General features: G+C 67.6%; 5 protein-coding genes. 1 reads left to right on the forward strand and 4 read right to left on the reverse strand.

Annotated features, from left to right (window positions below):
* Positions 1 to 128: 128 nt before the first annotated feature.
* From hfaD to hfaA, 3 genes are read right to left on the reverse strand one after another with little or no spacing between them, the layout of a single operon-like run.
* Complete coding sequence (gene hfaD / locus DMC18_RS06025) at positions 129 to 1,358, reverse strand: holdfast anchor protein HfaD (protein ID WP_110120658.1); 1,230 nt, start codon at positions 1,356 to 1,358, stop codon at positions 129 to 131.
* Positions 1,285 to 2,289 carry a holdfast anchoring protein HfaB gene (gene hfaB / locus DMC18_RS06030; RefSeq protein WP_110120657.1) on the reverse strand — a complete coding sequence of 335 codons (1,005 nt, stop codon included), beginning with the start codon at positions 2,287 to 2,289 and terminating at the stop codon, positions 1,285 to 1,287. The genes hfaD and hfaB overlap by 74 nt, the downstream gene beginning before the upstream one ends.
* On the reverse strand, positions 2,279 to 2,740 hold the full coding sequence (gene hfaA / locus DMC18_RS06035) for a holdfast anchoring protein HfaA (protein ID WP_110120656.1): 462 nt from the start codon (positions 2,738 to 2,740) through the stop codon (positions 2,279 to 2,281). The genes hfaB and hfaA overlap by 11 nt, the downstream gene beginning before the upstream one ends.
* Positions 2,741 to 2,968: 228 nt before the next feature.
* Here hfaA and DMC18_RS06040 point away from each other — a divergent pair, with 228 nt between their 5' ends.
* The gene (locus DMC18_RS06040; RefSeq protein ID WP_110120655.1) at positions 2,969 to 3,400 is read left to right on the forward strand and encodes a CBS domain-containing protein; all 432 of its coding nucleotides are present in this window, start codon (positions 2,969 to 2,971) and stop codon (positions 3,398 to 3,400) included.
* Between the two features lie 81 nt (positions 3,401 to 3,481).
* Here the strand turns inward: DMC18_RS06040 and DMC18_RS06045 are convergent, their stop codons facing one another.
* Complete coding sequence (locus DMC18_RS06045) at positions 3,482 to 3,910, reverse strand: Rrf2 family transcriptional regulator (RefSeq protein WP_110120654.1); 429 nt, start codon at positions 3,908 to 3,910, stop codon at positions 3,482 to 3,484.
* Positions 3,911 to 4,338: the final 428 nt, after the last annotated feature.

A 4,338-nucleotide genomic window follows, 5' to 3' on the forward strand; every position in this document is an offset into this window, starting at 1 on the left:
CCGCTTTCGCGGGGATTTTACGGAGGAGAGAGCGGTCAGGCACGGAGCCCAGTCTCGCCCGTTCCGTCACGCTGCGTATTCGCAGCGCGCCACCTCCCCCGCTAAAGCGAGGGAGGCGCAGAGGGGCCTCAGTTCCGGATGTAGAACGCCGCGTTGTTGCCCGTGGCGCTGGCCGTGCCCGTCACCGAGCGGGCCGAGCCCGTGACCGTGGTGGTCGAGCGGGCCGAGACGTCGGCGCTGTTGGACTGGTCGTTGGAGACGCTCATCGAGCCGCCGCACTGGCTGCAGACATAGCCGGTGACCGAGTTGCCGGCCGCCGTGGCGCTGGCGCCGATGTCGTAGCCGGTGTCGCCCGTGGCGCTGGCGATCACCTCGACCCCGCCGCCGTCGTTGGTCTGGACGTTGTCGAGCACCAGGGCCGCGCCGACATTGCCGACGATGGCGTTGTTGCCCACGCCGTTGGCGCTGGCCTGGGCCGCGCCATAGAGATACGAGCTGGTCTCGGCCTGCGAGCGCACATAGGCGGTGTTGTACTGGTGGTTGGCCACGTCGAGCAGCGGCCCGGTGTTGCTGGCCGACAGGTCGTTAGCCACGGCGGTGGTCGCCGTGCTGGTCAGGTAGCTGTTGCCGTAGGCGGTGAACTTGCTGGCCTGCACGAGGTCGGAGGTGTTGCCCTGGTCGGCGATCACCCGGGCGGCCGACTGGTTGTAGCCGCCGATCGCGATGCTGTTGCCCGCCGCCGCGCCGGCCACGGTGGACGTGCCGCTGACGTACTGCACGATCGCCCCGCCGTCGGCCAGGACGTCGCCGGAATTGGCCTGGCTGATGCGGGCGCCGACCGAGCCGTTGTCGAGATAGACGCCTTGGGCGTTGCCCATCGCCTGGGTGGCCATGGTCAGGTCGCCGGCCTGGGCGGTCTCGCCCTCGACCTGGCCGCGGGCGGTGACCGCGCCGCTGTTGGTCTGGACCGTGAAGCCGGAATAGGTGGCCTCGGTCATGTCGACCGAGCCGTTGTTGCCGGTCGCCACCGTGGTGACGTCGCTGGACGCGCCCATCGAGCTCGAGGCGTTGACCACGCCGTGACCGTAGACCGAACCCGAGTTCACCTGGTTCGAGGTGGCGCTGACGTCGGCGCGCTCGCCGCCGATGCCGACAGCGTTGCCGGTGGCGGTCGTGGTGGCGCTGACGCCCTCCTCGACGGTCACGACATTGAGGGTCTGCTCGGTGAAGACCTCGCCAAGATTGACCTGGTTGTTGAGAACCTGGCCCTGGGCGAAGGCGACGCTAGTAGCGACCGCGACGCACAGAGGGATCGCTGCGATCGTTCCAGCGAGACGGATCTTCGCGGGTCTGCGCATTGTTGGTTCCCAGGTTGTTGTAGGCGGGCGTGTAGGCGCCCGTGACGCCGACGGTGTCGGCGCCGAACGGATCCGACTGCAGGCAGCTCTGCGGACCCGGCATGCCGTAGAGGTTGGCGCTCATCTCGACGACCGAGCGCTCGATCAGCGAGCGCACGGCCAGCTGCACGGGCTCCAGCGCGCCCTTGCCGCCCGACAGGTCGAAGACGTTGTTGTTGGCGAAGGCGAAGATGCCGGCGCTGACTTCACGGCCGATCACCTGCTTCTGGTAGGAGATGACGTCTTCCACCACCAGGGTGCGGCTGTTGATCAGGCGCAGGTCCATGGCGATGTTCATCACGAACAGGCGGCGCTTGAAGTTGGCCTTCAGGCCGTCGCTGTCGAGGTCGCCGCCGTAGAGGTCGGCGCCCGCCGAGTGGATGTTGTAGTTCAGCTCGGTGACGCCGCCGACGAGGTAGAAGTCCGAGCCCGCGACCTGGCCGGCGACGATCTTGCGATAGTCGGCCGGGGCGTCCGGCGTCGGGGCCGGGCGGTCGGAGATCAGCTTGTTGTTGGCGTACTTCAGTTCCAGTTCCGACACCGAGGTGTCGAAGCGCTCGACCATCGGCATGCCGGCCTTGGCGAAGGCGGTCATGGCCATCAGCGAGGCGCCCTGGGTGACCTTGCGGCCCGAACCGTCGGACTCTTCCTTGCCGGTGTAGTCGGCGATGCGGCCCACGGCGATGCGCGGGGCGGCGACGCGGTTCTGCCGGGCGTAGGAGGCCAGGCAGTTCAGCGCCGTCGAATAGGGGGTCGGGTTGGCCGTGACCGGCGCGGTGCCGATCGGCCGGGCGTAGTTGCCCGCGTCCAGGCGCTTGGGCACGCCGCCGCCACAGGCGCTGAGCGCCGAGCAGGCCGCGGCCACCAGCAGGAGGATCCGCTTAGTTGCCATTGGAGACACCGCCGTTGGTCGACGAACCGGCGGTGACATTGCCGTTGTTGACCTGCTTGGAGTTGACGATGACCACGTTGTTGCTGCCCTGGGTGATGACCGTCAGGTTGTTGCCGATCGCGGTCGAGCTGGAATAGCCGCCCAGGCTGCCGACGCCGGAATAGCTGTCGAGCGAGCCCGACGAGCTGCGGCTGGAATAGACGCTCTGGTCGCTGCCGGTCAGCATGACGCCGTCGACGATGACGCGGTTGCCGTTGGCGTCGCGGGTCGAATAGTCGACGATCTGGTTTTCCTGCCCCGCCGTGCGGCCATAGCCGGCGTTGTACGAGGCCGAATTGGTGCTGACGCTCTGGGCGAAGGCCGGAACGCTGGCCCCGATCAGGACACCGGCCGCGACGAGAGCCGCGCCGTAGGCCCGGACGAGGGGCTTGTTGTTCTTATTTGAGGCCATGACGGGCTCCGCGACTGTCTGCCAGGGGATTGCAAGCAACCCCCGTGCCAAAACCGGACACGCCAATCCTAGGCGCCAAGGTATCCAGAATTGGTTAAACGCGCGCCGCGCGGCGGTTGGGGCGGTCGATCGGAAGGCCGCGCATCCTTTGGCGTCTCTTACGCCATTGATCCCGGAGCGGGATTGCGAGACCCTCGTTCTCCAAGAACCATAAGGGAGGATTGAGCTTTGCTGGTGTCTCAGATCCTGAAGGACAAGGGCGACCTGGTGTTCACCGCCTCGCCCCAGGAAACCGTCGGCGCGGCGGCCGCCCTGCTGCACGCCCGCAAGGTCGGGGCGATGGTGGTGCTGGAGGCCGACGAAAGCATCGCCGGCATACTGTCGGAGCGCGACATCGTGCGGCAGATCGCCAAGGAGGGGGCCGGCGCCCTCACCAAGCCGATCTCGGCCTGCATGACCCGCGACGTGATCTTCGCCCAGCCGGACGAGACCATCGAGGCCCTGCTGGCCAAGATGACCGACCGGCGCATCCGCCACCTGCCGGTGGCCAAGGGCGGTCGGCTGGTCGGGATCATCTCGATCGGCGACCTGGTGAAGTACAAGATCCAGGAGACCCAGGCCGAGGCCGACGGCCTGAAGGCCTATATCGCCGCCGGCTGAGGGCGGGGCAGGCGAGGGGCGCTCTCTCTTCTATAGGGAGCGCCTCCATATAAGAGAGCGCCCTGCATATAGAGAGGGGCGTCAGCCGATCAGCTCGGCGCCCGTGCCGGTGACCGCGTCGGCCAGGGTGTAGCCCTCGAGCACGGCGGCGGTGGCGTCGCGCGCCCGCAGCAGGGCCTCGCGCAGGGCGCAGGTCACCAGGTCGCTGCAGTCCTCGCAGCGGCGGAAGGCGGTGCGGCTCACGCAGGGGGCCAGGGCCAGCGGCCCGTCGACCAGGCGGATGATCTCGGCAAAATTGATCTCGGCGGCGGGGCGGGCCAGCAGGTAGCCGCCGAACTTGCCGCGACGGCTGGTCACCAGCTTGTGGCGGGCCAGGCCCAGAAGGATGGCTTCCAGGAACTTGCGGGGCGCGTCGGCGCGCAGGGCCAGTTCGCCGGCCGTGACCTGCTCCTCGGCGCGCGCCAGTTCGATCATCGCGCGCAGGGCGTAGCGCGCCTTCTGGGACAACATAGACGACCCCTCTTTATAGAGCGCTCTCTATAGATGGAGCGCGTCAGGCGGGTCAGCCGCGCACACCTGACCCTGCGCGCTCTATGAAGCCACGGCGGGGCGGCGCGCAAGCTGTTCCGTTCACGGTTCCATGCACAGATCCGCCCACAGCTAAGGGCGCGCGGCTGGCGGAATCGGCTTGCGGCCGGCGGAGGCCCCACGTAGAAGCCGCACCTCGCCGCGGGGGACGCCTTCGCAGCTTCGGAAATGAAGGTTTCGACTTGCATTTTCGGCGCTGGATCGCTAAGTTCCGCGGCCTCAATCGACTCGGGCAGCTGGATTGCCGACGACCTTTTGGTCTTCGGGAGGGAGCGCTTTTGTTGCTTTCTGGGGAGCTTCGGTTCTTCGGAAGATGATGAAAAGAGTTGGTTGACTGGGCAGGATTGCTT

Source organism: Caulobacter sp. D5 (genome assembly GCF_003185805.1).
In the GTDB taxonomy this organism is placed as follows: Bacteria; Pseudomonadota; Alphaproteobacteria; order Caulobacterales; family Caulobacteraceae; genus Caulobacter.